Origin of the sequence: Pseudomonas protegens (assembly GCF_013407925.2) — a bacterium.
Classification (GTDB): Bacteria; Pseudomonadota; Gammaproteobacteria; order Pseudomonadales; family Pseudomonadaceae; genus Aquipseudomonas; species Aquipseudomonas fluorescens_AP.
Genome location: NZ_CP060201.1, coordinates 3400450 through 3427381 on the forward strand (window position 1 = coordinate 3400450; position 26932 = coordinate 3427381).

Below are 26932 nucleotides of genomic sequence, written 5' to 3' on the forward strand. Positions count from 1 at the left end.
ATTACTCGTTCAATAGCGAAGAAGCCAGAAGTTGGCCGTATGCTGTGCGCCATTTCCACCGAACGGTGTGCCTTTGCCGCTTTTGGTCGCAACTTCGAACTGGCCTTGGGTGGCGCCCGACGGTTTGATCAGGCCGCCACCCAGGCCACCGTTGGTATTGGCCGTATTGCTCATGTCGAACATCCCCGATCCCTGTTGGTTCTTGGTCAGTTTGCCGCTGCCATTTTTGACTTCGAACACGTGGTAGTTGCCGGCTTTGTCCTGGGCGATGATATCTGCCCTGATGCGGTAGGACTTCTGAGTGACAGGATGCTTGACCTTCATGGTCAGTTCTTCAGCTACCACAGTGAAACCGTTCCTCTCGAGGTCGGCCTTGGCCTTTGTAGTGCCCCTTCTGCCGCTGTAGGCCGATTTGCAGATCCAGCCCAGCGGGTCGATCCAGCCGATCGGGTTGGGAGCATAGTGATAGAGGTTCAAGCCTCCGGCCAGGCCGATGGGGTCCGGCGTGGTGAAGCGCCCGATATCCGGGTCGTAAAAACGGAACGTGTTGAAGTGCAGCCCGGTCTCGCGGTCCAGGTACTGGCCCTGGAACCTGAGATTCTGCTCCTCGATGTAGTAGGGCTCGCGTATTTCTTCGATGGTGTTGCCCCAGACCTGATAGCGGGCCTGCCAGACGCTGTGGCCGTCAGGCTCGCAAAGCTGGTGGGGCAGGCCATTCAGGTCGTTGTGGTAGTAGCGGATCTTCTGCTGCGCGCCGAGGCCATCGACCCGCGCCAGGGGCGCGTGGCCCAGGTCTTCATAGACATAGAGGCTGGTCTGTTGATTACGCTGTTCCTGCAGCAGCCGCAGGCCATCCCAGATGAATCGGGTTTCACCCAGAAGGTTGCCCTGGCTGTCGTACTCACGCTTGCTGATGCGTCGACCCAGGACGTCGTAACTCATCCTGACCAGGGTTTCGCCGCTGGCGGTCTGATTGCGCACTTCGATCAAGCGGTGTTCGGCATCGTAGGCAAACCGTTGCACGCCTCGCCGACCACTGCGTTTTTCAATCATTCGGCCAAAGGCATCGTAGCGGTAGCGCTTGTCCTGGTAGGTCAGCAACTTGTTGTGCACCACCAGCCCGGCGCCCGCTTTCGGGCCGTCAAGCAAATTGGCGGCGGCGTCGTAGGCGAAGGTTTCCTTCTGGCCCTGCAGGCCGTCCTGGCTGGCGATGATTCGCCCGGTCGCGTCGTAATGGAACAGTTGCCGATATTGGCCGTTGACATGCCGCTCGGCCAGGCCCACCAGGTTATCGCTGTCGTCGTACTCGAGGTGCCGTTCCGGGGCTGTCGGCAAGGTGTTTGCCAGCAGGCTGGAATGCCGCAGGCGTGCGCGCAGGCGGCCACAACGGTCGTATTCGCTGCGGGTGCTGATCTGACCCTGGGTGCGCAGCACTTCACGGTGCAGGCGATCACGTTGAAAATCGCTGATTACCTGGCCATCGAGATTGATCTGGTGCAGATGGCCGCTGCCGTAATAGAGCCGATTGAGCCAGCGCGTGTCCGGTAGCTGGGTCTGAATCAGATTGCCCAGTTCGTCGTATCGGTGTTTCAGGCTGCCGGCCGCTGTGTGTTCTTCGAGTAATTGGCCCAGGGCGTCGTAGCTGAAACTCACTGCCTGCTGGTTGCCGAGGTTGTCGGTAAAGCTGGCTGCGATCAGTTGGTTCAAGGGATCGTAGGTGTATTGACTGCGCCCATCGTCCGTGGTCTTGGCCAGCAGCCGCCCCACGGCATCGCGCTCGAACTTGTGGATGATTGGTGCGATTGGTTGCGCGGGCACGGCGCTCAATCCGGAGCCATAAGGCGCGGCATGGGCCTGGAGTTCGACGACGTTGTTCAGTGGGTCATAGCCATAGCGCTTGGCACTGCCGTCGAGGTCCTGCTGTTCGCTCAGACGGTTGCCGGCATCCCAGGCAAAGCGATAGCTTTCGCCGTTTTCGTTGGTGAGCGCCAGCAGCCGTCCGAACGCGTCATAGTCGAATCGGACCTGCCGGCCATGGGCGTCGGTGCGCTGGCTTATCTGCCCGCGCCGGTTGTACTGGTAGAGCGTGGTGTAGCCGGACGGGTCGGTGTAGCCCTGCAGCTGGCCGTTGCCGCCGCGTTGAAAATGCTCGGCGCGGCCATCGGCCAGTTGGCTGCTGAGCAACCGTCCCTGGCCGTCGTAATGGAACCGGGTGTGCTCGCCAAGGGCATCGATGATGGCTTTCACGTTGCCACGTCGATCGTATTCGAAGCGGGTCGGATAGCCCGAGCAATCCAGGTGTTCAAGCAATTGCCCGGACGAGTTCCAGCGCATCTTCCGGCTTCTTCCCGTGGCATCGATGATCTCCACCACCTGCCCGTGTGCGTCGTGGCGGTACTGAGTCACTTGGCCTAGCGGGTCTGTTTCGGCGATGCAATTGCCTCGGGGGTCATAGCGCAAGTGCCAGCTTTTGCCGGCAGGATCGGTCAGGGTCTGTGGCAGCGACCAGTGCTCCAGCCACAAGGTCGAGTGGCTGTGCCCCAGAGGATCGGTCTCGGCGATCAGGTTGCCGGTTTCGTCGTAGCTATAGGCATAGCGCCCTCCCAAGGGGTCAGTGGCGCTGAGCAGTTGGCGTTCGTCGTTCCACTCGAAGGCCCATGTCTGGTTGAGGTTGTCGGTGTACTCGACGATCTGCAACTGGCTGTTCCAGCGACGGCGGCTGATGCGTTGCAGGCTGTCGGTGACCTGGGTGATTCCGGCCTCCAGATCATAGTCGTACTGATAGCTATCGCCTTCGTCGGTCCAGTGACGCGTCACTCGCCACTGCTGGTCGGCGAACAGTGTCCACTGGTAGAAGCAGCGCAGCCCGGTGGCCAACTGGTGCTCGGTCATCCGGTGGCCGGCGTCATAGGCGAAGCGCCGCTGTACCTGCCTTTCGCCATCGCGGACCTGTGCCAGGTTCCCTGCGGCATCGTAGTCATAGCTGACCAGCACTTCCCGTTGCTGGTCAGGGTACAGCCGTTCGACCTGGGCAATCCGACCGGGCCAGCGCGTGCTGTAGCCCAGTTCGAGCTGCGCCTGTTCAAAAGTATCGCGCAGCAGCCAGAGCCGCCCGGACGAGTCGTATTCCAGGTGCAGGCGATTGTCGTTGCGGTCCCCCAGCTGGCTCAGGCGCAACCGCGAAGGATCGCTCGCCAGCGGCTCGAACAGACGGTAGAGGCCGTCGCTGCTTTCGATCAGCAACTGCCCGTTGTCGTTGCGTCGCACGCTCAAGCCTTCACCGGGGCTGAAGGCTCCACCGCCCAGGGCAATGGCACCCATGTCGATGCGGCGTCCCTGCTCATCAATGTAGAGCAGGCGTTCGCCGCCCTCGGGATGGGGCTCGATCTGGATGCTGACCTCGTAAGGCAGGCTCCAGCCGGCCCCGAGCAGGCCGTCACGGCGTTCGTCGCGGCTGTTGTAGAAGCGTTGCCATTCGATGGGCACCAGCCCTGGCAGGGTGAAGTCCAGATCGTCGTCGGCCCCGAGCACCTTGGCCCCGGTTGCTGCATGCACCGGATGGGTCGAGGCGACGACGGCCTGGGTCAGCGCATTGGTCGCCTGGCTGACGACAAAGGAATTGACCCCGGCCATCAGCATGCACGGCAGGTTGCTGAGGAACTTGCCCTTGCCGCCCTTGAGCATCATCAGCACGGTCACCGCCAGGCCCACGCCCGGGGTCTTGCCGCTGCGGATCTCGCGCACCACCACCGAGCCGCCGCCGATGGTCACGTCGGGGGAGATCGGTCCGGCGGACACCACCTTGGCGTCGCAGGTGCTGCGGTCGCCGCTGCGCACCGCCGGCTGGCCGTCGATGCTGACCTTTTCCGAGCCTTCGGCCAGGTACTGCACGGGCATCGGCGGGTGCTTGGTGCAGGTCACCAGGTCCAGTTCCTTGGTCTGCGAGCCAGGGGCCGGGGAGGCCACGGTGGGCCGCCACATCTGCGAGAAGAATTCCTTGGCCATGTCGAGAAAGCCCGGGCCTTCCTCCGGGGTGGCCGAAGGGGTGTCGGTGGCTTCGCCTTCCTCGGCGCCGTCGCCGCTGATCTGCGACGGCGGGGCGATACCGGCCGCGCGGGCCGCCGGTTTGTTGTTGGTCAGGACCTTTTTCGAGCCGCTGGCGATGGTGGCCTGGATCGAGGGCGGGAACAGGGCATTGGCGAAGCCCTCGCATAAATTGCTCAGGCCCTTGTCGGCCCCGGTCTTGCTCATGACCACGCCGACCACCACGCCCACCACCAGCCCCAGCACGCAGGCGCCGAGGCCGCCGGTGGCCACGGTGATGCCCGCCGCCGCGGCCACCGCCATGGTCGCCAGGGCGCCGATGGCGACGTTGGCCGCTACCTCCAGCACGCCGCCGAGGATGTCGGCCATCACCGAGGTGTGTTCCAGCCCGTCGCCCAGTCGGGCGGCCCACAGCGCGTCAGACATGGGCCCGCCTCAGCCCAGCACCAGGGTGTTCTTGATCTGCGCCCAATGGGCGGCTTCGACGTCGCCGAGCTTCTGTGCCTTGACGTAGCTCATGGCGAGCATCTGCCGGGTGCCGGGCAGCACCAGGGCCAGCTGGTACTGGAACACCTGCTCGCTGCCCTTGCTGAACTGGCTGCGCAGCTCCAGGCCCGGAATGTCCTGGGCCGGGCCCAGCAGCACCGGCTGCGGACCCTTGACCCGCAGTTCCTGCACTTGCTGTTCCAGCCGCTGCAACTGGCTGGCCAGGCTGCTCTCCAAGGTTTCGCCGTCGCCCAGCAGGCTGCGGCTGACGATCAGCGAAGTGCCCAGGGCCGGGAACTTGAGGATGTTGATCGAGGCGTCCTGCAATTCGCTGGCAGGCAGCTGGAACTGCAATTCATTGAGGCGATAGGTCATGGCATGGGCATCCGTTCATTAGCCTTTGGGGGCGGAAAAGGGGGCTTTGGCCTTGGCGCTGATGGCACCCTGCACACCCTGGCCCTCGGTGGTGGTGCCCGGGCCGCCGCCGTTGTTCAGGTGCAGCACGCCACCGGTATTGATCTCGGCATCGGCCGAGGCATGCACGCTGATGTTGACCCCGCACAGGTTGATCTGGCCGCTGGCATTGAGCTCCAGGATGCTGGCCCCGCACACCAGGCGCAGGCGTTCGCCGACCTCGATCACGTAGCTCTGGCCGATGCTGTCGAGCTTCTTCTCGCCCACCGTCAGCTCATCCACGTGCTGGACGATGCGCGTGCGCTTGTTGCCGATGGTCACGTACTCGTCGTGGCCGATGCTCTTGTTGCGGTTGTTGCCCACCGAGTGGCTTTCATTGACCTCGACCACGATGTCCTGGTTGCGCTCGGCGTGGATGTACAGCTGCTCGGCGCCTTTTTTGTCTTCCATGCGGATTTCGTTGAAGTTGGCCGGGCTGCCGCCCTTGCTCGAACGACTCTTCATGCCGCTCTGGGTGGCGTTGGCCGGCAGGTCGTAGGGCACGGTCTGCTCGGCGTTGTACACCCGGCCGGTGATGATCGGGCGGTCGGGGTCGCCTTCGAGGAAGCTGACGATCACTTCCTGGCCGATCCGCGGGATCTGCATCGAGCCCCAGTTCTTCCCGGCCCAGGCCTGGGACACGCGAATCCAGCATGAGCTGTTTTCGTTGGACTGGTCGTGGCGGTCCCAGTGGAAGTGCACCTTGACCCGGCCGTACTGGTCGGTCCAGATCTCTTCCCCGGCCGGGCCCACCACTCGCGCGGTCTGCGGGCCCTGGACCATCGGCTTGTGGGTGCTGGCCAGGGGCCGGAAGCTCTGCTGGGCATCGATGCAGGTCAGGTGGCTTTCGAACTGCGCCGAGCCGCCGCCACCGCCGGTTTCCAGGCTCTCCTGGACCAGGTAGTAGCGGATGCCGACGATCAGGTATTCGCGGTTCTGGTCCTGGCGGCTGAAGCCGCTGAGGGTGAACAGGTTGCCCACCCCCAGGCCCCGCGCGTTGCCGCTGAGCTCGATGCGCTCGTGCAGGCTTTGCAGGGCTTCGATGCGGGTCTGTGCGTAGTGCTCGCCGTCGCTGCTTTGTACGTAGGTGCCCGGGTAGTCATACAACGGGTAGTCGCCGGCGGCGTGGGGCCGGGGCATGGCCGAGCGCACGTCGATCCGGGCGCTGGGGCGCTGGAAATCGTAGTCGTTGAGTTCCAGCGAGCCGGGTTGTACTTCCTGGGCCAGGTGCCAGTCGAACAGGTGGTCGCGCTCGCGCTGCTGCTCGTCCCGCGGGTAGTAGGGCACCGTGGCATAGCCGGGCACGCTGCTGTGGGCGCCGTAGGCGTCGGCCAGCACCAGCACATGGCGGTCCTTTTCGTGGCGGAAGAAGTAGTAGATGCCTTCTTGTTCCATGAGCCGGCTGACGAAGTCGAAGCTGGTCTCGCGGTACTGAACGCAGTACTCCCACTCCCGGTAGGGGCGGCTCAGGGCGTCTTCGAAATCGGAAAAGCCCAGGTCGCGGAACACCTGCTTGATGATCTGCGGGATGCTCAGGTGCTGGAAAATCCGGCAGTCGGAGGTGCGGCTGAGCAGCCACAGCCAGGGCCGCAGGGTCACCTGATAGCTGGCGAACTGGCCGCTGTCGATGTTCTGGCTGCAGCGCGCGACGATGCCGTGGAAGTGCCGCTGGCCACCGCCGTCCAGCTGCACGCTGAGGCCCATGGGTTTGCCCAGCAGCTGGTTGAGGTCGATGTTGGCGTCGCTGGAGGTCAGTTGCAGCTGGTAGTCGAACAGGCGCCCCAGCTCCTCGCCGCCGCCCATGCTCTTGAGCAGCAGGACGTCCGGTCCCAGCGGGCAGTTGACCTGTGCCAGTCGTGTGGATTGCTGAAATAACATCGTCGGTCTCGTTGAATGGTGAAAGCAGCGGCAAGCTGCAAGTGGCTAGCTTGCCGCTGGCTTCTGGCTCTCAGGTCGGCTCGCTGAAGTCGTAGTGCAGTTCGTTGTCGCGCTGGCGGATGCGCACCCCGGCCAGGGCGCGGCCTTCGAGCAGGCGGGTGAGGAACTCGCGACTCATGTCCGGCAACAGGCTGTTGGTGAGGATGGCGTCGATCATCCGCCCGCCGCTTTCGGTCTCGGTGCAGCGCGAGACGATCAGGTCGATGACGTCGTCGTCGAAGTCGAAATCCACCTTGTGGGTGCTTTCCACGCGCTTCTTGATCCGCCCCAGTTGCAGGCGGGTGATGGCCTTGAGCATCTCGTCGCTGAGCGGGTAGTAGGGGATGGTCACCAGGCGCCCGAGCAGCGCCGGCGGGAAGATCTCCAGCAATGGCTGGCGCAGGGCCTTGGCGATTTCCTCGGGCTCGGGCACCGCCTGCGGGTTCTTGCAGACGTTGGCGATCAGCTCGGTGCCGGCGTTGGTGGTGAGCAGGATCAGGGTGTTCTTGAAGTCGATCATGCGGCCTTCGCCGTCTTCCATGACGCCCTTGTCGAACACCTGGAAGAAGATCTCGTGCACGTCCGGGTGGGCCTTTTCCACTTCGTCCAGCAGCACCACGCTGTAGGGCTTGCGCCGTACCGCTTCGGTGAGCACGCCGCCTTCGCCGTAGCCGACGTAGCCCGGCGGGGCGCCCTTGAGGGTGGAGACGGTGTGGGCTTCCTGGAACTCGCTCATGTTGATGGTGATGACGTTCTGCTCACCGCCATACATGGCCTCGGCCAGGGCCAGGGCGGTTTCGGTCTTGCCCACCCCGGAGGTGCCGGCCAGCATGAACACGCCAATCGGCTTGTTGGGGTTGTCGAGGCCGGCGCGGGAGGTCTGGATGCGCTTGGCGATCATCTGCAGGGCGTGGTCCTGGCCGATGATGCGTTTCTTCAGGTGCTGGTCGAGGTTGAGCACGGTTTCCAGTTCGTTGCGGGCCATGCGCCCCACGGGAATCCCGGTCCAGTCGGCGACCACCGAGGCCACCGCCTGGTAATCCACGGTCGGCAGGATCAGCGGGCTCTCGCCTTGCAAGGCGCTCAGGCGTTGCTGCAGGTCCACCAGCTTCTCGCGCAGGCCGTGGCTGTCGTCGCCGACGTCGCTGTCCACCAGGCCGACGTTCTCCCGCAGTTGGGCACGGGTCGCCAGCAGTTCGTCGACCAGGGTCTTCTCTTGCGCCCAGCGGCTTTCCAGCTCGGCCAGGCGCTCGCGCTCGGCGGCCAGGAGGTTTTCGCTGTTGACCTGGCGGTTGCCGATGGCCACGCCGATCGCCTGTTCCCGGGCGATGATCTGCAGCTCGGTTTCCAGGGCCTCGATGCGTCGGCGGCTATCGTCCACCTCGGCCGGCACCGCGTGCAGGCTGATGGCGACGCGGGCGCAGGCGGTGTCCAGCAGGCTCACGGATTTGTCCGGCAATTGGCGCGCCGGAATGTAGCGATGGGACAGCTTGACCGAGGCTTCCAGGGCTTCATCGAGGATCTGCACCTGATGGTGCTGCTCCATGGTCGAGGCCACGCCGCGCATCATCAGCAGCGCCTTGTCTTCCGACGGCTCGGCCACTTGCACCACCTGGAAGCGCCGGGTCAGGGCCGGGTCTTTCTCGATGTGCTTCTTGTACTCGGCCCAGGTGGTGGCGGCCACGGTGCGCAGGGTGCCGCGGGCCAGGGCCGGTTTGAGCAGGTTGGCCGCGTCGCCGGTGCCGGCGGCGCCACCGGCGCCCACCAGGGTGTGGGCTTCGTCGATGAACAGGATGATCGGCTTGGGCGAGGCCTGGACGTCTTCGATGACCTGGCGCAGGCGCTGTTCGAACTCGCCCTTCATGCTGGCGCCGGCCTGCAGCAGGCCGACATCCAGGCTGCGCAGCTCGACATCCTTGAGCGCCGGCGGCACGTCGCCGGCAACGATGCGCAGGGCGAAACCTTCCACCACCGCAGTCTTGCCGACCCCGGCTTCACCGGTGAGGATCGGGTTGTTCTGGCGGCGGCGCATGAGGATGTCCACCAGTTGGCGGATCTCTTCGTCACGGCCGACGATCGGGTCGAGCTTGCCGCTGCGGGCCTGCTCGGTGAGGTCGACGGTGAAGCGCTTCAAGGCTTCCTGCTTGCCCAGGGCGCTGGGGGCCATGGCGCCGCTGGCTTCACCGGGCACCGCGCCGGCATTGAAGCCGTCGCTGGCGCTCAGGGCGTTTTCCGGCGAGTCGCCGATGTATTCGTCAAAGCGCTCGCACAGGGTTTCGACCTTGATCTTGTCGAACTCCCGGGACAGCCCCAGCAGCGCGTGGCGCAGGCTCGGGGTCTTGAGGATGCCGATCACCAGGTAGCCGGTGCGCACCTGGCTTTCGCCGAACATCAGGCTGCCGTAGACCCAGCCGCGCTCCACCGCCTCCTCGACGTGGGACGACAGGTCGGTGATCGAGGTCGAGCCGCGAGGCAGGCGGTCCAGGGCTTCGGTCAGGTCCTTGGCCAGGCGTGCCGGCTCCAGGTTGAACTGGCGGATGATGCGGTGCAGGTCCGAGTCCGTCAGCTGCAGCAGCTGGTGTAGCCAGTGGGCCAGTTCCACATAGGGATTGCCCCGCAGTTTGCAGAAGACCGTGGCGGCTTCGATGGCTTTGTAGGCAACGCTGTTGAGTTTGCCGAACAGCGCCGCGCGACTGATTTCACCCATGCTCTGTGCTCCTTGGTGTACGTGAGGTAGTGGCCTGATCGGCGTAGTGCCGGGCCAGTATGAGATCCTTGGCATCACTGCCGGGTTGACCGAGCCAGGTGTTGAACCCCAGGCGCTGGCGGCCGTTGAGTTGCAGCTTGGGCACTTGGTCCTTCTGCAGGACCAGGTTCAGGTCCCAGTCCAGTTCATGCCCCAGGTATTCGGCGACCCAGGCCACCAGTTCCTTGAACTGCTGGCCGTCGGGCAGCATCCCCAGGTACTCGTCGAGCTTGAGCGGACCCAGGCGGATGCGGAATTTGTGCTGGCGGTCCCAGACGTGGCTGCCCAGGCAGAAGTCCACGCCCAGCTGGTGGGACTGCACCCCGAGCCGGCTGCGATCCGGCAGCTCCAGCCACTGGCCGACGTATTCCTCGATTGCCACCGGCAGGCCGAAGTACTCGCCGATGATTGCCCGCAGGCCATCCGGGTAGCGGGTCTGGGCCGCCAGGTGGCCGCTGTAGTGCAGCTTGGCGGTGTCGGGGATCAGCCCCTGCTTGAGCAGGCTGGGCATGCCCCGGCCACTCAGGGCGGCCAGGCGCGCGGACCAGTAGTCGTCGTCCGGGCGGTCGTGGCTCACCGTCGGCCGGGCTTCGGCCCAGGCCCGGTAGAACAGGCTCAGCAGGCGGTGGTGGAACACATCGAGAAAGCGCTTGCTGGTGCTGTCGGCGTTGTTGCGCTGGCGCTCGCGCACGTACTCGGTGATGTGCAGCGGCAGCGGGCCGTTGGGCCCGCCCAGGCCGAAGAAGAACTGCTCCAGGCGCGTCGCCGCGCCCTCGCTGCCGGGGGTGACCGAAGCCAGGGTCGAGGGCGCGAAGGTGCAGTCGGCCTGCTGGCCCAGGCGCAGCGGATCGTCCGCCAGGCGCAGGGAGTGGCCGAAGCGCGGCAGTTGCGGCGACAGGCATTCGATACGCCGCAAGGCCTGGAAGAAGTCGTACTCCCAGGGCTCGGCGTGCATCGCCGTCAGCGTATTCAAAGAGTCGGACGCCGTCCGGGCTGGGCTTTCCATCGCATGATCTCGCCGCGTTCGGTGGTACGGATCACCGTCTCGGTAAAACTGTTGATCGACACGTAACGTGCCAGGAAGCGCTCGAAGACCGCACCGAGGAGGAACACCCCGGTGCCGCGAAACGCGTTTTCATCGAATTCCAGGGTGATCTCCAGGCCCCGGCCAAAGACGATCGGCCCGGGCATCGGCAGGCGTCTTGTCACCGCCTTGCTGCTGACGTCCCGCAGGCCCTCGATCTGCAATTGCAGGGCCGCGTCGTTGCTGTCGCCATACAGCCGCAGCAGCTCGCGCAGGGCCGCCGCGCCTTGGCCCTGTTCGGCCAGAGACAGGTAGTTCAGCGACAGCTGGCTGATCAGGCGCCAGGCCTTGCCGTCGTGGGCATGGCTGGGGCGGGGCCGGCTCGGGCCGGCCAGGCAGCGGATGGCCTGCACCGGGGCGCTGTCGGCCAGGGTGAAGTCGGTCTTGCCGCTGCCCACGTTCATGAACAGCGGCAGGTCGCGGTTGGTGCACAGGGCACTGACCCCGAGCTGGCGCAGGTCGTGGCGATAGGGCGCCTGTCGGCTGTCCACCAGGCTGACGAACGACTCGCTGCCGATGTAGGTCGAGCGGGGACCGTTGCGGCGCTGGTCGCTGGACAGCACCCGCGGCTCGCGGCGCACGATGTAGTAAGCCTGGTCGCGGCCGTAGCGGGACGGGTCGCGCACCGCGTAGAACGGCAGGAATGGCTGTTCCGGCCCGGTGCCGTGGCCGCTGATGGCGGTCAGCGAGTGCACTTCGAAATCCATCGGCCGGGTGCGGTCGGCGATCACATGGTGCTCGTTGACCCGATCGGACAGGTGGATGCGGTCCAGGCGCTTGGGAAACAGGTTGATCGCCGGGGTGCAGAAGGGCACGAACTGGGCGGCGCCGACGCTGCCTTCCAGGCTCTGCTCGAAACGCTCGAAGAGCACGATCAGTTCCAGCTCCTGGCCGGCGCAACGTTGCACCGCGCGGCCCAGCTGGGCGAACTCGACGAACAGGAAGCGGTTGGGCAGGGCGAAGTATTCCTGCAGCAGGCGGTAGCCCTGGAACGCCTGGGGCACCACCGGCAGCGCCGCGTCGCGGTCGTCGAAACCGCGAGAGCGCAGGGCGTCCTGGGGCAGGCGCTCGACCCAGTCGCCACCCGGAGCCCGGGCGTACACCGCGCAGGCGTTGCCCAAGAGTTGTTCGTAGAGGCGGAACGGCAATTCGTCGTTGCCGTTGAGGTACAGCGGCAAGCTGTCCAGGGCCAGGCTGTTGAACGGCAGCTCGGCGCCGGTGCGCAGGGTCAGGCGCAGCCCGGCCTTGGCCTTGGGCTCGCTGGCGGCCAGGCGCCCGAGCACCGCCACCGGGTTGCCGAAGTACTCGGCCTGGGTGACTTGCAGCGGCCACAGGGTCACCGGGTGCGCGGTGCGGTATTCGCAGCAGGTCTGGGTGTCGCGGCCCAGGGCGGCGCGCAGGCTGGTGTTGCGCTCCAGGGTGAAGCCGCTGCTCAGGGAGCCTTCGTCGGGATCGGCCTGCAATTGCACCACGGTCATCGACGGGGTCGGCGCCAGGTAGTGCGGGTAGGCGATCTCCAGCAGGTTGTGGGTGAAGGTCGGGTACTCGGCATCGAGCTTGAGCTGCACCCGGGCCGTCAGGTAGGCGAAGCCTTCCAGCAGGCGCTCGACATAGGGGTCGGCGCAGTCCATGCCCGACAGGGTCAGGCGGCTGGCGATCTTCGGGTATTCCTTGGCGAACTCCGCGGCGCTTTCGCGCACGTGGTGCAGTTCCTGGTTGTACAGCTCCAACAGGCGCGGATTCATGGGCGCCTCCGGGAATCGGCGTGCACCACTCGCACATGGCCGGATTCCAGGTCCATGTCGGTTTGCAGCAGCAGGCGCAGGGGCATCGGCTGGGCCCACAGATCGCCCTCGATCTCGAAGCTCAGGGCGTTGTGGTTCATCTCGCCGGGCGCGGTGCGCGCGCGGACTCGCAGGGTGCTGCGTAGGATGCGCGGTTCGAAAGTGGCGATGGCCTGGTGGATCAGCGCCTCCAGGGCCGGGATGTCGATGCTCGATGCGCTGTACCCGGCCAGGGCCGGCAGGCCGTAGTTGACCACCGAAGTACCGGCGGGGGTGTGCAGGGTGGCATCGGCTTCCAGCAGCGACGTGGTATTGAGCAGCCAGGCCAGGTCGCGCAGCACCGAGGCCTTGAGCTGGCTCAGGGACAGCACGCGTTTGTCCGGGCTTTCTTTCAGGTTGCCGGGCTCATCGTCGGTCAGACGATCCAGCAAAGAGGGTTGCAAGCGATCGCGGGCGGCGATGTCGGTTACCAAAGGGTTCGCTCCAGGATCGGATGGCGCAGGCATGACGTCACGAAAAGGGGCGCAGGCGCTCACCCCTGTAGCCGCTGCCGCAGGCTGCGAACGAGGACAGCGTCCTCGCAACCCGGGCTACGCATGCAGCATGGCCCGGATCTTTCGCCGCCGCGGCGCGACCGCAGCGGATCAGCGCTTGGTGTTCGAGCGGATGTTCCAGCCGTACTTGATCGGGCCGCCGTCCTTGGTGCCGTCGGCTTTCTGTGGCTGGTACTCGACCATCACCTGGGCGAAGTTCAGGGTGATGTTTTCGGTCAGGCGGTCATCGCTGCCCGAGCCGCCGGTGCTCAGGGAGGTGATCAGCACTTCTTCCAGGTCGATGATCATGTACTCGACCTGGCTTTCGCCGCCGGCCTTGCGCACGGTCAGGCGCACCTTGTCGATGTGCTTGCCGCTGGAGCAATGCATCATCAGGTTCGGCGAGGCCTTGTCGACGTACTTGGTCAGCGACAGGTCCTGGATGTTCACCTTGCCCGCGCCGCCGCCACCGCCGACGTGCATGTTGCCGGACTGGGACATGCCCCAGCTCCAGTTCAGCACGTCGATCTCGTCCTTGTGGGCTTTGTCCATGGACTCGCCCTTGATGTCACCGATCTTGATGAAAATATCAACAGCCATGTTTTCTCCCTGTGTGGCACTTGCCACGATGTTGATTCAGCGTCTGGCGCCGCTGCGCGAGGCCCTGGGGACCTCGTGCGACTATGGTCGCGGCGCCAGGTTTGAGTCGGTTATGGGTCAGGCGCCCTTGGCGGACGGCAGTTTGGATACCAGGCGCAACGACACGGTCAGCCCTTCGAGCTGGTAGTGCGGGCGCAGGAAGAACTTCGAGTTGTAGTAGCCCGGGTTGCCTTCGACTTCCTCGACCACCACTTCCGCCGCGGCCAGCGGGTGCTGGGCCTTGGTGGTTTCGGTGGAGTGCGCCGGGTCACCGTCGACGTAGTTGAGGATCCAGTCCTGCAACCAGCGCTGCATTTCGTCCTTCTCTTTGAAGGAGCCGATCTTGTCGCGCACGATGCACTTCAGGTAATGGGCGAAGCGGCAGGTGGCGAACAGGTACGGCAGGCGCGCGGCCAGGTTGGCGTTGGCGGTGGCGTCCGGGTCGTCGTACTCGGCCGGTTTCTGCAGCGACTGGGCGCCGATGAAGGCGGCGAAGTCGGTGTTCTTCTTGTGCAGCAGCGGCATGAAGCCGTTCTTCGCCAGTTCCGCTTCACGGCGGTCGGAGATAGCGATCTCGGTCGGGCACTTCATGTCCACGCCACCGTCGTCGGTGGGGAAGGTGTGGGCCGGGAGGTTTTCCACCTCGCCACCGGATTCCACGCCGCGGATCCGCGAGCACCAGCCGAAATGCTTGAACGAGCGGTTGATGTTCACCGCCATGGCGTAGGCGGCGTTGGCCCAGGTGTACTTGGAGCTGTCGGCGCCGTCGGTGTTCTCTTCGAAGGCGAAGGCTTCCACCGGGTCGGTCTTGGCGCCATACGGCAGGCGCGCCAGGAAGCGCGGCATGGTCAGGCCGATGTAGCGCGAGTCTTCCGATTCACGCAGGGAGCGCCAGCCGGCGTATTCCGGGGTGGTGAAGATCTTGGTCAGGTCGCGCGGGTTGGACAGTTCCTGCCACGAGCCCATGCCCATCACGGTCGGCGAGGCCGCGGCGATGAACGGGGCGTGCATGGCCGCGCAGACCTTGGACAGCTCGCCCAGCAGTTCCACGTCCGGTGGCGACTGGTCGAAGTAGTAGTCGCCCACCAGGCAGCCGTAAGGCTCGCCGCCGAACTGGCCGTATTCCTCTTCGTACATCTTCTTGAAGATCGGGCTCTGGTCCCAGGCCGTGCCCTTGAACTTCTTCAGGGTCTTGTGCAGCTCCGGCTTGGAGATGTTGAGCACGCGGATCTTCAGTTGCTCGTCGGTCTCGGTGTTGTTGACCAGGTAGTGCAGGCCACGCCAGGCGCTTTCCAGTTTCTGGAATTCCGGGTGATGGATCACCTGGTTGACCTGGGCGGTGAGCTTGGCGTCGATGGCGGCGATGATCGATTCGATCGACTTGATGGCGTCGTTGGACACCAGGTCGGTCTGCGCCAGGGCCTGCTCGGCCAGGGTCCGCACGGCGGTTTCCACGGCTTCGCGAGCGCGCTCGGTCTTGGGCTTGAATTCCTGCAGCAGCAGCGAGGCGAATTCGCTGGCCTGCTCGGTGGCGCCGGGTTGGGCCTGATTGTCACGCATCAATTCGGTCATGATCGTTGGTCCTGAGTTACGCGTTCGGCTCGGAGTCAGCAGGCTTTGGCGCACTGGCCAGGGCCTGGAGCAACGCCGGATCCTTGATGGCTTTCATGATGATTTCTTCGGCGCCGGTCTTGCCGTCCATGTAGGTCAGCAGGTTGGCCAGCTGGGTGCGGGCCTCCAGCAGCTGGTTCAGCGAATCGACCTTGCGCGCCACCGCGGCAGGGCTGAAGTCGTCCATGCTCTCGAAGGTGATGTCCAGGCTCAGGTTGCCTTCGCCGGTCAGCTCGTTGGGCACGTGGAAGGCCACCCGAGGCTGCATGGCCTTGAGGCGCGAGTCGAAGTTGTCGACGTCGATTTCCAGGAACTTGCGATCGGCCACCGGCGCCAGGGGCTCGGCGGGCTTGCCGGCCAGGTCAGCCATCACGCCCATGACGAAGGGCAGCTGGACCTTTTTCTCGGCGCCGTAGAGTTCGACGTCGTACTCGATCTGCACCCGGGGCGCGCGGTTGCGCGCGATGAACTTTTGAGAACTTTGCTTCGCCACGTTGTGCTCCTGGTCGCTGCTGCGACGGTGTTGGCGTCGGTCGGTGATTGCCGCTGACGATACTGTTCGGCCGCTTCGGGGTTAGTCGGATTCGGGGCCGCGCAGGTTTTCAAATTGGGACATGCCATCGGGGATCAGATTGCGCACGATGGCCGCGAAGTCGGCGTTGACCAGATTCTTGGCCCGGTTGAGCAACACCGGCAGCGGGCTCGAAGGCTCGTGACGGCTGTAGTAGGCCAACAGCCGGTCGAGGCTGCGCAGCACGTCGTCGCGGCTGTTGATCTCGCCGGAAATCCGCGCTGCGGCTGGTGCCACGGGCGCGTTGCCGGCCTCGCTGACGGGGGCGTCGGCGGGCTCGTCGACCGGGCTTTCGCTGGTTTGCGGGGCGTGCTGGCTCAGCACCTGCAGCGCCAGGCGCAGCGGTTGCTTGAGGGCGCTGAGGTCGACGCCGCTGGCGGAACCCACTTGTTCGCTGACCTGCTTTTCGATGGCTTCGACGGCCGAGCGGGCGTTGCTCAAGGCGGTGCGAATGGCCTCCAGGTGTTCGGGGTCGCTGTCTTGCAGGGCGCCGGCCAGGTGATCGGAGCCCAGGCTCTCACCGGAGAAATGCTGCAGGCCGGCGGCGTTCAGCGCGGCCCGCACGGTCACCGGGCCGAAGGTCCGCGAGCGGGTCAGCTGGGCTTCGCGCAGCAGGCCGATGGTGGTGTCGGCGGCGAGGCCGGCCAGGGCGTTGATGCGCACCGTGGGGTCGTTGTCGTCATCGGCGTCCAGGCGCGGGTGCAGGTCCGCCCAGTAATCGCGGAGCAGGCCGTTGATCAGTTCGAGGCAGGTGGCCAGGCCCGGCAGGCCTTCGAGGGCCAGGGTGCTCTGCACGAGAAAATGGGTGATGCGCAGGTCTTTGCTGCGGGCCAGCAAGTCCAGGCTCTGCTGCTGGATGCTGCGCCAGTCCGGCGGTTCGGCCGGGAGGATCGAGTCGCCCATGCTGCGCTCGGGCTGACCTTGCGCGGCCCGCTCCAAGTGCAAGAAATCCGCGTCATATTCCAGATCTTCGCCACAAGGCGAAGTTGCTGAAATCGCGGCGAGCAACATCGGTACATCCACCTGGTTCGATCTCCCTATCAGCCTGCAGGACAGTCAGGCAATTAATGCACTAGTTGTTTGTGAACTCGTGCACATTTCTTGGTAAACATGGACTCATTGATATTGCTGAGCCATCATCCGTGTTCAAGAAGTTGTGCATTTTTGGTGTAGTAGTTGTGGCTTGTCAAGGTAAGCTATTCGCCCCGCGTGACACTGTTATGTCGACTTACTTAGTTCCTTGACCGGTGAGTCAGAATGAGGCGGGGCGCGGTGTGTTTGTCATCTGTGTGGTTTAAGTTGAGCGATCATGCTGTGAACGGTGCTGTTTAAAGGATTTTTTGCGGACTTTTCATTTTTTTACGGAACTTTTTTCCCGGCACCGGTTCGCACGCGGAAGTACAGCAAGGAGGCGAGATGTCGCTGTGTTTGACTATCACTAGTTATCACAAGATCACCCCTGGTCAATGCCCTGAGAAACTAATGGATCAGGGTGTGATGGCAATTGGCCGCAGTTCCGATAATGACTGGGTACTTCCTGATCCCGAGCGCTTAGTTTCGGCGCGACATTGTGTCATCCAATACAAGAATGGCCGTTATTACTTGACCGATAACAGTACTAACGGTGTGGAGTTAGTCCGTGCCGGTATTCGCATGCGCCGGGGTAACAGCGAGCCGCTGGAAGATGGCGAGGTTATTCGCATTGGCGATTACGAGATCAGCGCGCGGATCGATTTCAGCCTCAATCGTGCGCAGGCTGAGGCCTTTTCCGGGGACAGCTCCAACAGTTTCGAAGCGTTGATGGGCCGACAGGCGGCAGCCCCGACCCCGATCGAGCCGCTCGCCATGGCGCCCGTGGCGCATTTCCAGGGCGCCTCGGCCCAGGACACCTTTCCCGACCTGTTCGACTTCCTGACGCCGAGCGCCACGCCTCCGGCCACTCAGCCGGACCATGTGCCCGCCGAGCAGCACGATTTTCGCCCGCCGACGCCCACCGCCGCGCCCCAGCCCGTGCAAGCGCCAGCGCCTCTGGCTCCCCAGGGTGGGGCCCTGATTCCGGAAGACTGGGACCTGTTCGGCGACACGCCGGCGCGCCCGGCTGCAGCTCCAGCGCCGGCTCCGATTCCGGTTTCGACGCCCGTGCCGCAGGCCGCGCCGGACCCGTTTGCCGGCATCGGCATGTTCAGTGCAGAACCGCCGCAGCCGCAGCCGCAGCCGTTCGAGGTCGTGGCGCCGCAGGTGCCTGCTGCTCCGGTTGCTCCGCTGCCCACGGCCGCGGCACCGCAAGCCCCGGTCGCGGCACCCGCCCCGGCGCCGGTCGCGCCGCAGGCCGACCTGTTGCAAGCCTTTCTGCGCGGCGCCGGGCTGGACCAGTTGCGCATCGACCCGCAGCAGGCCCAGGCACAGATGGAGAGCCTGGGGCGCAGCTACCGCTTGATGGTCGAGGGCCTGATCGATGTGTTGCGCGCCCGCAGCAGCCTCAAGGGCGAGTTCCGCATGCAGCAGACCATGATCCGCCCGGTGGAAAACAACCCGCTGAAGTTCGCCCCCAATGTCGACGAAGCCATGCTCCTGCTGTTGCGCCACAGCAACCAGGCGTTCATGGCACCGGACCAGGCGGTGCAGGACAGCTTCGACGACCTGCGGGCCCACCAGCTGGCCGTGATGGCCGGCGTGGAAGCGGCCATCAAGCACTTGCTGGGGCGTTTCGAACCGGCCGAACTGGAAGCGCGCATGGCCCGTCCCGGTGGCCTGGGCAACCTGTTCAGCGGTTCGCGCCAGGCGCAGAACTGGCAGCAGTTCACCGCGCTCTACAAGCAGATTTCCCAAGAGGCCCAGGACGACTTCCAGGACCTTTTCGGTCGCGAGTTCAGTCGCGCCTACGAAGAACACACCCAGCGCCTGCGCCGCTCCTGAGCGCGCCTGGAACCCCCCCGAACCCACGGATACACGGACAGCTGATACGTCATTGAGGACGCAGGATGATTCAACGATTGCTGACATTGGTCGCCATGCTGGTACTGGCGGCCTGTGCCAAGGACGCCCCGGCGCCTGCCGAGCCGGCCAAGGAAGCCCAGCCGGGCGCCACCACCGTGGAGCTGCATTTCCAGGCGGTGGCCGGACTCAACCCCGGCCCTGACGGCCAGGGCACGCCGGTGCGGGTGCGGATCTTCGAACTGAAGAACCCGGCCACCTTCATGCGCGCCGACTACTTCGCCCTGGCGGAGCGGGCCCCGGCCACCCTCGGCCCGGACCTGATCGACCAGGACGAAGTGCTGGTCAAGCCCGGCGACCAGTTCAGCCTCAAGCGCACCCTGGACCCGGCCACCCGTCAGGTCGGCCTGCTGGTGGGCTATCGCGAAGTGGACCAGGCCCTGTGGCGGGTCAGCGTCAATACCGCCTCGCACCTGAACAACAGCTATCAGATTGGCCTCGATGTCCGCGCAGTCAGCGCCGAGCTCGCGGCGTCCCCATCCAGCCCTGCCCAATAGGCAATCGGAGCAACCATGTCCTGGAACAATCGCGTGGTCTGGTCGGAAGGCATGTTCATTGGAACCCAGCACTTCCAGCAGCATGACCGTTACCTGGAAAACCTCATCGACGCCCGCAGCCGTCCGTTGTCGGCGGGGGCCTGGGGCTTTTCCGAACTGCGGATCGATCAGGGCCTGCTGGCCCAGGGCAAGCTGGCCATCGTCAGCGCCCGTGGCCTGCTGCCCGACGGCACGCCGTTCAACATCCCCCATGACGACCTCGCACCGAGCCCGCTGAGCATCGACGACCACCTGCGCGACGGCCTGGTGTACCTGGCGCTGCCGCTCAAGCGCGCCGGTGCCCGGGATACCGTGGGCGAAGGCGAGGAGCTGGGCGGCGCCCGCTACCTGAGCCAGGTGCGCGAAGTGCGCGACGACAACGCGCCGTTCGAAAACCGTGCGCCGGTGACCGTGGGCTCCCGGGCCCTGCGCCTGCTCACGGCTGCGGACGGCCTGAGCGACTACGCCGCCATCGGCGTGGTGCGGATCAAGGAAAAGCGCGCCGACCGGGCCCTGGTGCTGGATGACGGCTACATACCGCCGCTGCTGGATGTGGCCGCGTCCAAACCCTTGAGCGCCTTTCGCAGCGAGCTGCTGGGCCTGCTGCACCAGCGTGGCGAGGCCCTGGCTGGCCGGGTGGTGGCGTCGGGCGCCGGCGGCGCTTCGGAAATCGCCGACTTCATGCTCCTGCAACTGGTCAACCGCGCCCAGCCGCTGGTCAGCCACCTGAACCAGATCAGCCCGCTGCACCCCGAGCGCCTGTACAGCGAGCTGGTGAGCCTGGCCGGTGAGTTCTCGACCTTCTCCAACATCACGGCGCGGCGCCCGGCCGAATTCCCGCAGTACCAGCACGACGAGCTGGCCCTGAGCTTCGCCCCGGTGATGCAGGCCCTGCGCGAAGCGCTGTCGATGCTGATCGACAGCAAGGCGACGCCGATCCCGATCGTCGAGAAAGCCTACGGCGTGCACGTGGCGATGCTGGCCGACCGCACCTTGCTGGAGAGCGCCAGCTTCATCCTGGTGGTGCGCGCCGATGTGCCCGGGGAAACCCTGCGCGGGCGTTTCGCCCAGCAGAGCAAGGTCGGCTCGGTGGAGCACATCCGCGATCTGGTCAACCTGCAGCTGCCGGGCATCGGCCTGCTGCCGCTGCCGGTGGCGCCACGGCAACTGCCGTATCACGCGGGCTCCACCTACTACGAGCTGGACCGTGGCAGCGAGCACTGGAAGCAACTGGTTCATTCCGGCGGCTTCGCGTTCCACGTCGCCGGGGAATTCCCGGGCTTGAACCTGGCCTTCTGGGCCATTCGAGGATAAGTCGCGATGCATCCTTTCGACGATTCGGCAGGGCAGCCGTCCCCGGCCAATGACCGCACCCAATTCATGCCGCGCCCCGGTGGCCGCGCGCCCGAGTCCGGGCGTCCGGCGACCGCGCCGGCGCCTTCATTGGCGATGCCGGCGGCGCCGCTGCCGGCCGGTCAGGCTCGGGGCCTGAACCCGCTGGAAAGCGCCGCCGGTCCGCTGCTGGCCTTGCTGACCCGGCTGCGCAGCACCCTGGCGCACCCGGCGCCGGCCAGCCTGCGGGCGCAGTTGCTGGCCTACCTGCGCCAGTTCGAAGAGCGCGCGGAAGCCGCCGGCGTGCCGCGCAACGACGTGCTGCTGGCCCGCTATGCGTTGTGCACCGCCCTGGATGAAGCGGTGCTCAGCACCCCTTGGGGCAGCACCAGCGATTGGGGCAAGCAGAGCCTGCTGATCACCGTGCACAACGAAGCCTGGGGCGGCGAGAAGGTCTTCCAGTTGCTGGAACACTGCCTGCAAAGCCCGCGCGAGCGCCTGTACCTGCTGGAGCTGTTGTACCTGTGCATGTGCCTGGGTTTCGAAGGCCGCTATCGGGTGATGATCGACGGCCGCAGCCAGCTCGAAGCCCTGCGCGAGCGCACCGCGGCGACCATTCGCAGTGCCCGTGGCGAGCATGAGCGCGAGCTGTCGCCGCATTGGCGCGGGGTCAGCGTGGCCCGTGACCGGCTGGCCCAGTTCATGCCGCCCTGGGTCGGCATCGCCATTGGCGTGGCGCTGCTGCTGGCGCTGCTGTTCGGCCTGCGCCTGAAGCTGGCGGCGGACGCCGAGCCGGTGTTCAAGAACATCCATGCCCTGGGCGAGATCCCGGTGCAGACCCTGGACCGCCCGGTGATCCAGCCGAAGATCGTCGAGCGTCCGCGCCTGGCGGGCTTTCTTGCCGAAGACATCAAGGCCGGGCGGGTGGCGGTGGAAGACGCCGTCGACCGTTCGGTGGTGACCATCCGTGGCGACGAGCTGTTCGCCTCGGCCAGCGCCAGCATCCTCGACGACTACCAGCCGCTGATGCTGCGCATCGCCGACGCGGTGCGCAAGGTCAAGGGCCAGGTGCGCATCACCGGCCACAGCGACAACCGACCGATCGCCACCTTGCGCTTCCCGTCCAACTGGAAGCTGTCCCAGGCCCGCGCCGAATCGGTGCTGCAGATCCTTGCGGCGAAGACCGGCCAGCCGGAGCGCTTCAGCGCCGAAGGCCGCAGCGACACTGAGCCGCTGGCCAGCAACGCCACCGCCGAAGGGCGGGCGCGTAATCGTCGGGTCGAAATCAGCGTATTGGCGGAGGGGGTCGAGTGAAGGCGTTTTTCAGTTTTGTGATTCGCTGGGTGATCCCGCTGCTGGGGCTGATCGCCCTGAGCCTGATCATCTGGTTCATTGGCCCGCTGCTGGAGTTCCTGGTGCCGGAAGGCCGGCGTTGGGCGTTGATCATTGTGATCTTCGCGCTGTGGATCGGTTACCGGGTGTTTCGCATCATCCAGGCCCGCCGGCACGCGGCCAAGGTGTTGCAGAGCCTGGCCGCCGATACCCCGCCGGACCCGGACAGCGTGGCCACCGCCGAAGAACTGGCGGCCCTGCGCCAGCGCATGGACGAAGCCCTGGCGCTGTTGAAGAAGGCCAAGCTCGGCGGTGACGAGCGGCGCAACCTCTACGAGCTGCCGTGGTACGTGATCATCGGCCCGCCGGGCTCGGGCAAGACCACCGCGCTGGTCAATTCCGGCCTGCATTTCCCCCTGGCCGCGCAGCTGGGCGCTGGCGCCGTGCGCGGCGTGGGCGGCACCCGCAACTGCGACTGGTGGTTCACCGATCAGGCGGTATTGCTCGATACCGCCGGGCGCTACACCACCCAGGACAGCCACGCCACGGTGGACAAGGCGGCCTGGCTGGGTTTCCTCGATCTGCTGAAAACCCAGCGCTCGCGGCGGCCAATCGACGGGGCTTTTGTTGCCATCAGCCTTTCCGACCTGCTGCTGGGCAGCGAAGCGGAGCGCGCGGCTCATGCCGCGGCGATCCGCCTGCGGATCCAGGAGCTGTACACCCAGCTGGGGGTGCGCTTCCCGATCTACCTGATGCTCACCAAGCTCGATCTGGTGCCGGGTTTCATGGAGTTCTTCGATTCCCTGAGCAAGGAAGAGCGGGCCCAGGTCTGGGGCATGACCTTCGCCCTGGATGACGGCAAGAGCGGCGACAGCCCCCTGGCCCAACTGCCGGCGGAACTGGCGGCCCTGGAGCAGCGCCTCAACGAGCGTCTGGTGGAGCGCCTGCAACAGGAACGCGACCCGGCGCGGCGTGACCTGATCTATGGCTTCCCGCAGCAATTCGCCGCGCTCAAGGAGTCCTTGCAGGGCTTCCTCGAAGGCGTGTTCAAACCCAACGCCTTCGAAGAGCGGGTGCTGCTGCGCGGGGTGTATTTCACCAGCGGCACCCAGGAAGGCAGCCCCATCGACCGGCTGATCGGCGCCATGGCCCAGAGCATGAACCTGGACCGCCAGCATCTGGCGCGGCAGACCGGCACCGGGCGCAGCTACTTCATCGAAAAACTGTTCAGCGCGGTGGCCTTTGCCGAGCGCGGGCTGGTGGGGGTCAACCCCAAGGTCGAGCGGCGGCGCAAATGGATCGCCCGCGGCGCCCTGGCGGCCACCGTGGCCCTGGTGCTGGTGGTCAGCACCTTATGGATCATCAGCTACCGGGCCAACCAGGCCTACATCGCCCAGGTCGACCAGCGGGTCGCGCCGGTGCGCCAGGATGTGCAGAACCTCAGCTCGGCCCAGCGCGATGTGCTGGCGGTGCTGCCGCTGCTCAACGCCACCCGTCATCTGGCTGGCGATGCGCCGGGCTGGGCCGAGGGCCTGGGCCTGTATCAGGGCGACATGCTCGAAGCCGAGGCCGCCAGCGTCTATCGCAAGCTGCTGGTGGCGGTGTTCGCCCCACGGCTGATGACCCGCATCGAGGAGCAGCTGCACAGCGGCGGCAACTCGGACTTCCTCTACGAGGGGCTCAAGGCCTACCTGATGCTGGCGGATAGCGAGCATTACGACCCGGACTTCATCAAGGCCTGGATCACCCTGGACTGGGACCGCACCCTGGCCCGCGATCTGCCGCCGGATCAGCGTCAGGCCCTGACCGGGCACCTGCAGGCGCTGTTCGAAAAACAGCCACCCAATGCGCGGCTGGACCAGCGCCTGATCGACGACCTGCGCCGCCAGTTGCAACAGCTGCCGGTGGCCCAGCGCGTGTATGACCGGGTCAAGCGCGCCAAGCTGCCGGACGGTGTGCCGGACTTCCGCCTCAGCGAAGCCGGTGGCCGCGACGCGGCGCTGGTGTTCACCCGCAAGAGCGGCAAGCCGTTGAGCGAACCCCTGAGCGGGCTGTTCACCGCCAAGGGCTACCGCCAGGGCTTCCTCCTGGCCAGCCTCAACCAGGCCGGCACCCTGGCCGAAGAGCAGTGGGTGCTGGGTCGCGATCAGGCCGACCAGCAGAACGTCGCCAGCCTCGCCGCCGACGTGCGCCGCCTGTACTTCCAGGACTACCTGCGCCAGTGGGACGCCTTGCTGGCGGACATCGACTTTGTGCCGATCACCAGCGTGGCCCAGGCCGCCGACGTGCTGCGGGTACTGTCCGGGCCCACTTCGCCGCTGAAGAAACTGCTGGTGGCGGTGGCCAAGGAAACCGACCTGCAACAGGAGGAACGCCTGTTGGCGGCCCAGGGCCAGAAGGTCGAGGGCGGCGTCGATCAGCTCAAGCAGCGCCTGGGTTCGCTGTTGGGCCAGGAGCAGGCGGGCAATCCGGCGGCCGTGGCCAGCAGCGAAGATCCGGTCAGCGCGCACTTTGCCGAGCTCAACAGCCTGGTAAGCAAGGGCGAAGGCGAGCCGGCGGCCATCGACGGCCTGCTGGCGGACATGAACGCCCTGTACGTACAGGTCAGCGCCATGGTCGGGGCCAGCGGCGACGCGCTGCTGGGCGAGGCCAAGAACCAGGCCAGCGCCGCGGCGGCGCGGGTCAGCCTGACCGCCGAGCGTCAGCCGCCGCTGGTCCAGGGGCTGGTCAAGTCGGTGGTCGGTTCCACCACCAACACCATGATGGGCGGGGTGCGCAATCAACTGAATGCGGCCTGGGTCAGCGAAGTGGTGAACGTCTATCGCCAGTCCCTGAGCGGGCGTTATCCGCTGTCGCCGGGCAGCTCGCGGGACGCGACCCTGGAAGACTTCGGGCAGTTCTTCGGCACCGGCGGGGTGATGGACAACTACTTCCGCAAATACCTGCAGCCTTACGTCAACACCTCGACCAGCACCTGGAGCTGGCAGCCGGGGGCGGCGCAGAAACTGGGGATCTCCCCCGGCGTGCTGCAAACCTTCCAGCGCGCGGCGAACATCCGCGATGCGTTCTTCCGCTCCAGCGGCGGCACCCAGCCGGCGGTGCGTTTCGAGCTCAAGCCGGTGGCCATGGACGCCAACATCAGCCAGTTCCTGCTCGACCTGGACGGCCAGCAATTGAGCTACGACCACGGCCCGAGCCGGCCGGTGGCCATGCAATGGCCGAACCCGGGGAGCATCGGCGTGGTGCGCCTGTCGATCATGCCGCCATCGGCCACCGGGCGTTCCGGGGTGACCCTGGACGGCCCCTGGGCCTGGTTCCGCCTGCTGGAGCAATCGGACCTGACCGCGACCAATTCGCCGGACCGCTTCAACCTGCGGCTGCGGGTGGATGGCGCGAGCATTTCCTACGAGCTGCGCGCCAGCAGTGCCTTCAACCCGTTCAAGAGCCGGGTGCTCAGCGGCTTCAGCCTGCCGGAGCGGCTATGACGGTGGTCGGCCTGTACGGCAAGTTGGCCAGCCGCGGCGATTTTGTCAGCCGTGGCCTGCCGCAGAGTTTTATCGGCCCTTGGGACAGCTGGCTGGCGGCGGGTCTGCTGGCCAGCCAGAACGCCCTGGGCGAACAGTGGCTCAACGCCTACCTGGTCAGCCCGCTGTGGCGTTTTGCCCTGGCCCCCGGGGTCTGCGGGCCCCAGGCGGCGGTGGGCGTGGTGATGCCGAGCATCGATCGGGTGGGGCGTTATTTCCCCCTGACCGTGGCCGCGCTGCTGGCGCCCGAGGCTGACCTGGCTTCGTTGATCAGCGGCCCGCAGCAGTGGTTCGAACAGGTGGAAGAGCTGTTGCTGGCGACCCTGGAAGAGGGCGCCCGTTTCGAGGCCCTGGAAGAGGGCTTGCAGGCCCTGGGCGCGCCAAGCCCGGCCAGCCGGATCGAAGGCAGCCACTACGCCGGCCTGCAGCGGTTTTACGTCAGCGATCCACAGGCCCGGGGCGCGGTACTCGCGGCCCAGGCCTGCGCGGGATCGAGTGCCTGGTGGGGGCGCGGTTCGCAGGACATCAGCCCGATGCTGTTGCGCTGCCAGGGCCTGCCGCCGACCAATGAATTTGCGCAATTTTTGCTCGGACAAGAGGGTGCCGTCTAAATGGGTTCTGCGCCGCAACTGTCCTACCAGTCCGCCAGCTACAGCCATGTCGGCATGGTGCGGAAAATCAACGAAGACGCCTGGCTCGAAGCCCCGGAAACCGGCCTGTGGCTGGTGGCCGACGGCATGGGCGGGCACGCCGCCGGGGACTATGTCAGCAGCCTGATCGTCGACAGCCTGCGGGCGGTGCCGGCGGCCGAGAGCCTGGAGCAGTACGTTGCCGCGCTGCGCAATGGCCTGGCCGCGGTGAACGCCGCGGTGCGCGAGGAAACCGCCAATCGCGGGGTGACCATGATGGGCAGCACTGTGGTCCTGCTGGCGGTGCGCGGCGCTCGCGGCGTGTGCCTGTGGGCCGGCGACAGTCGCCTGTACCGGCTGCGGGACGAGCAACTGGAAAGCATTTCCCGGGACCACAGCTACGTCCAGGACCTGCAGGACAGCGGCCTGCTCAGCGAGGCCGAGGCGCGGGTGCATCCGCGGGCCAATATCGTCACCCGGGCGATTGGCGTCGAAGCCCAGTTGCAGCTGTCCCAGGTCGATCTGCAGGTGGAGGACGGCGACACCTTCCTGCTGTGCAGCGACGGCCTGAACAAGACCGCCGAAGACTTCGAACTGCGCGACGTGCTGAGCCACAGCGAGCCCAACGATGTGGTGCGCAGCCTGATACACCTGGGCCTGACCCGGGGCGCGCCGGACAACATCACCGCCATCGTGATCAAGGCCGCAGGACACTGA

General features: G+C 65.9%; 18 protein-coding genes. 7 read left to right on the top strand and 11 right to left on the bottom strand.

Annotated elements, in window-relative coordinates:
* Nucleotides 1–9 precede the first annotated feature (9 nt).
* The 11 genes from GGI48_RS15705 to tssA all read right to left on the bottom strand — a co-directional run bounded on the left by GGI48_RS15705 (nucleotide 10) and on the right by tssA (nucleotide 16891).
* Nucleotides 10–4470, bottom strand: a complete 4461-nt coding sequence (locus GGI48_RS15705; RefSeq protein WP_179599085.1) for an RHS repeat-associated core domain-containing protein — start codon at nucleotides 4468–4470, stop codon at nucleotides 10–12.
* A gap of 9 nt (nucleotides 4471–4479) precedes the next feature.
* On the bottom strand, nucleotides 4480–4905 hold the full coding sequence (locus GGI48_RS15710) for a DcrB-related protein (RefSeq protein WP_179599086.1): 426 nt from the start codon (nucleotides 4903–4905) through the stop codon (nucleotides 4480–4482).
* A gap of 18 nt (nucleotides 4906–4923) precedes the next feature.
* A complete protein-coding gene (locus GGI48_RS15715) occupies nucleotides 4924–6861 on the bottom strand; it encodes a type VI secretion system Vgr family protein (RefSeq protein WP_047306642.1) in 1938 nt (645 codons plus the stop codon).
* Between the two features lie 70 nt (nucleotides 6862–6931).
* On the bottom strand, nucleotides 6932–9607 hold the full coding sequence (gene tssH / locus GGI48_RS15720; protein ID WP_047306641.1) for a type VI secretion system ATPase TssH: 2676 nt from the start codon (nucleotides 9605–9607) through the stop codon (nucleotides 6932–6934).
* Complete coding sequence (gene tssG, locus GGI48_RS15725; RefSeq protein ID WP_179599088.1) at nucleotides 9600–10652, bottom strand: type VI secretion system baseplate subunit TssG; 1053 nt, start codon at nucleotides 10650–10652, stop codon at nucleotides 9600–9602. Before tssG ends, tssH begins: the two co-directional genes overlap by 8 nt.
* Nucleotides 10616–12475 (bottom strand): type VI secretion system baseplate subunit TssF, encoded by a 1860-nt coding sequence (tssF, locus tag GGI48_RS15730; RefSeq protein WP_179599090.1) that lies wholly within the window; start codon nucleotides 12473–12475, stop codon nucleotides 10616–10618. The genes tssG and tssF overlap by 37 nt, the downstream gene beginning before the upstream one ends.
* Nucleotides 12472–12987, bottom strand: a complete 516-nt coding sequence (gene tssE, locus GGI48_RS15735; RefSeq protein ID WP_016963863.1) for a type VI secretion system baseplate subunit TssE — start codon at nucleotides 12985–12987, stop codon at nucleotides 12472–12474. Before tssE ends, tssF begins: the two co-directional genes overlap by 4 nt.
* Nucleotides 12988–13158: 171 nt before the next feature.
* Nucleotides 13159–13647 carry an Hcp family type VI secretion system effector gene (locus GGI48_RS15740; RefSeq protein ID WP_011064257.1) on the bottom strand — a complete coding sequence of 163 codons (489 nt, stop codon included), beginning with the start codon at nucleotides 13645–13647 and terminating at the stop codon, nucleotides 13159–13161.
* Nucleotides 13648–13764: 117 nt separating this feature from the next.
* The gene (gene tssC / locus GGI48_RS15745; RefSeq protein WP_016963864.1) at nucleotides 13765–15258 is read right to left on the bottom strand and encodes a type VI secretion system contractile sheath large subunit; all 1494 of its coding nucleotides are present in this window, start codon (nucleotides 15256–15258) and stop codon (nucleotides 13765–13767) included.
* Between the two features lie 16 nt (nucleotides 15259–15274).
* Complete coding sequence (gene tssB, locus GGI48_RS15750; protein WP_016963865.1) at nucleotides 15275–15790, bottom strand: type VI secretion system contractile sheath small subunit; 516 nt, start codon at nucleotides 15788–15790, stop codon at nucleotides 15275–15277.
* A gap of 81 nt (nucleotides 15791–15871) precedes the next feature.
* On the bottom strand, nucleotides 15872–16891 hold the full coding sequence (gene tssA, locus GGI48_RS15755; RefSeq protein ID WP_179599092.1) for a type VI secretion system protein TssA: 1020 nt from the start codon (nucleotides 16889–16891) through the stop codon (nucleotides 15872–15874).
* Between the two features lie 393 nt (nucleotides 16892–17284).
* On the opposite strand from tssA, the gene tagH reads away from it, so the two are divergent.
* The 7 genes from tagH to GGI48_RS15790 all read left to right on the top strand — a co-directional run bounded on the left by tagH (nucleotide 17285) and on the right by GGI48_RS15790 (nucleotide 26932).
* The gene (gene tagH, locus GGI48_RS15760; protein ID WP_179599094.1) at nucleotides 17285–18784 is read left to right on the top strand and encodes a type VI secretion system-associated FHA domain protein TagH; all 1500 of its coding nucleotides are present in this window, start codon (nucleotides 17285–17287) and stop codon (nucleotides 18782–18784) included.
* 65 nt (nucleotides 18785–18849) lie between these two features.
* Nucleotides 18850–19359, top strand: a complete 510-nt coding sequence (gene tssJ, locus GGI48_RS15765) for a type VI secretion system lipoprotein TssJ (RefSeq protein ID WP_016963868.1) — start codon at nucleotides 18850–18852, stop codon at nucleotides 19357–19359.
* Between the two features lie 15 nt (nucleotides 19360–19374).
* Nucleotides 19375–20712 carry a type VI secretion system baseplate subunit TssK gene (gene tssK / locus GGI48_RS15770; RefSeq protein WP_047306637.1) on the top strand — a complete coding sequence of 446 codons (1338 nt, stop codon included), beginning with the start codon at nucleotides 19375–19377 and terminating at the stop codon, nucleotides 20710–20712.
* A 6-nt stretch (nucleotides 20713–20718) separates the two neighbouring features.
* Nucleotides 20719–22044, top strand: a complete 1326-nt coding sequence (locus GGI48_RS15775) for a DotU family type VI secretion system protein (protein ID WP_016963870.1) — start codon at nucleotides 20719–20721, stop codon at nucleotides 22042–22044.
* Nucleotides 22041–25547, top strand: a complete 3507-nt coding sequence (gene tssM / locus GGI48_RS15780) for a type VI secretion system membrane subunit TssM (protein WP_179599096.1) — start codon at nucleotides 22041–22043, stop codon at nucleotides 25545–25547. Before GGI48_RS15775 ends, tssM begins: the two co-directional genes overlap by 4 nt.
* A complete protein-coding gene (gene tagF, locus GGI48_RS15785; protein WP_047306634.1) occupies nucleotides 25544–26197 on the top strand; it encodes a type VI secretion system-associated protein TagF in 654 nt (217 codons plus the stop codon). Before tssM ends, tagF begins: the two co-directional genes overlap by 4 nt.
* Nucleotides 26198–26932 carry a PP2C family serine/threonine-protein phosphatase gene (locus tag GGI48_RS15790; protein WP_179599098.1) on the top strand — a complete coding sequence of 245 codons (735 nt, stop codon included), beginning with the start codon at nucleotides 26198–26200 and terminating at the stop codon, nucleotides 26930–26932. It begins immediately after the preceding gene.

Coding starts and splice junctions, on each gene's coding strand:
- tssG (WP_179599088.1), bottom strand. CDS start 10,652: ATGGAAAGCCCAGCCCGGACGGCGTCCGACTCTTTGAATACGCTGACG.
- GGI48_RS15775 (WP_016963870.1), top strand. CDS start 20,719: ATGCATCCTTTCGACGATTCGGCAGGGCAGCCGTCCCCGGCCAATGAC.
- tssK (WP_047306637.1), top strand. CDS start 19,375: ATGTCCTGGAACAATCGCGTGGTCTGGTCGGAAGGCATGTTCATTGGA.
- tagF (WP_047306634.1), top strand. CDS start 25,544: ATGACGGTGGTCGGCCTGTACGGCAAGTTGGCCAGCCGCGGCGATTTT.
- GGI48_RS15740 (WP_011064257.1), bottom strand. CDS start 13,647: ATGGCTGTTGATATTTTCATCAAGATCGGTGACATCAAGGGCGAGTCC.
- GGI48_RS15705 (WP_179599085.1), bottom strand. CDS start 4,470: ATGTCTGACGCGCTGTGGGCCGCCCGACTGGGCGACGGGCTGGAACAC.
- GGI48_RS15710 (WP_179599086.1), bottom strand. CDS start 4,905: ATGACCTATCGCCTCAATGAATTGCAGTTCCAGCTGCCTGCCAGCGAA.
- tssJ (WP_016963868.1), top strand. CDS start 18,850: ATGATTCAACGATTGCTGACATTGGTCGCCATGCTGGTACTGGCGGCC.
- tssC (WP_016963864.1), bottom strand. CDS start 15,258: ATGACCGAATTGATGCGTGACAATCAGGCCCAACCCGGCGCCACCGAG.
- tagH (WP_179599094.1), top strand. CDS start 17,285: ATGTCGCTGTGTTTGACTATCACTAGTTATCACAAGATCACCCCTGGT.
- tssH (WP_047306641.1), bottom strand. CDS start 9,607: ATGGGTGAAATCAGTCGCGCGGCGCTGTTCGGCAAACTCAACAGCGTT.
- GGI48_RS15715 (WP_047306642.1), bottom strand. CDS start 6,861: ATGTTATTTCAGCAATCCACACGACTGGCACAGGTCAACTGCCCGCTG.
- GGI48_RS15790 (WP_179599098.1), top strand. CDS start 26,198: ATGGGTTCTGCGCCGCAACTGTCCTACCAGTCCGCCAGCTACAGCCAT.
- tssF (WP_179599090.1), bottom strand. CDS start 12,475: ATGAATCCGCGCCTGTTGGAGCTGTACAACCAGGAACTGCACCACGTG.